At 52.9% G+C, this 715-nt stretch carries 1 pseudogene; it reads right to left on the bottom strand.

The window, feature by feature from the left end:
• Positions 1 to 715 (bottom strand): annotated as a pseudogene (locus QSV36_RS20125) (IS3 family transposase); the annotation flags it as partial.

The following is a 715-nucleotide window of genomic DNA, read 5'->3' as shown; positions in this document are numbered from 1 at the left end:
GTTGAGCTACTTTGAACTCGGTTACGTCAGTTACCCACTTCTGGTTTGGGCGTTGAGCGACAAAATTTCGCTCCAGCACATTCGCTGCCACTTTGCCGACGGTACCTCGATAGGCGCGATATTTCTTGGGGCGCACTACAGATTTCAATCCCTGCTCAGCCATCAGCCGTTCAATGACCTTCTTGTTCACCCGCTTTTCCTTCCTGATTACGAGTGCGATACGGCGATAACCATAGAGCCGTTTCTGCTCGTGATAGACACGATGCACCAATGCCTTGAGCTCAGCATGCCGGTCTGGCTTCTGCTGAGCTTTGAGCTGGTAGAAGGTGCTGCGCGCCAGCTCGACCAACTGAAGGAGGTCAGGCAAAGGAAACCTGCGCTTGAGTTTGGAAACGATCAGGGCTTTTTCCCGCGTATTCGTTCTTTTTCCTCGCGCAGAGCCTTGAGCTCCTTTAGGACAGCATTCTCCATGCGCAGGTACTCAAGTTCAGCCATCAGCTGATCTCGAGACTTCTGATCATCATTGGTATCGGTGGGTTTGACAGGCTTGATCTTCTTCGACACGTCGATTGGCTTTCTTGGCTTGATGGCAGTAGAGGGTGCAGGACTGCCACTGTAGTACTGCCGCTGCCAAATGCCTATCTGAGAGGACTGCCCAAGACCAAAGTGGGCAGCGGTCTGGCGCAGCGAAAGCCGATGCTCGCGCATATAACTA

It is taken from the genome of Pseudomonas sp. BCRC 81390 (genome assembly GCF_030341915.1).
Taxonomy (GTDB): domain Bacteria; phylum Pseudomonadota; class Gammaproteobacteria; order Pseudomonadales; family Pseudomonadaceae; genus Aquipseudomonas.
The sequence above is the reverse complement of the archived record's forward strand: the minus strand, read 5'-3'. Positions and strand labels throughout refer to the sequence as shown.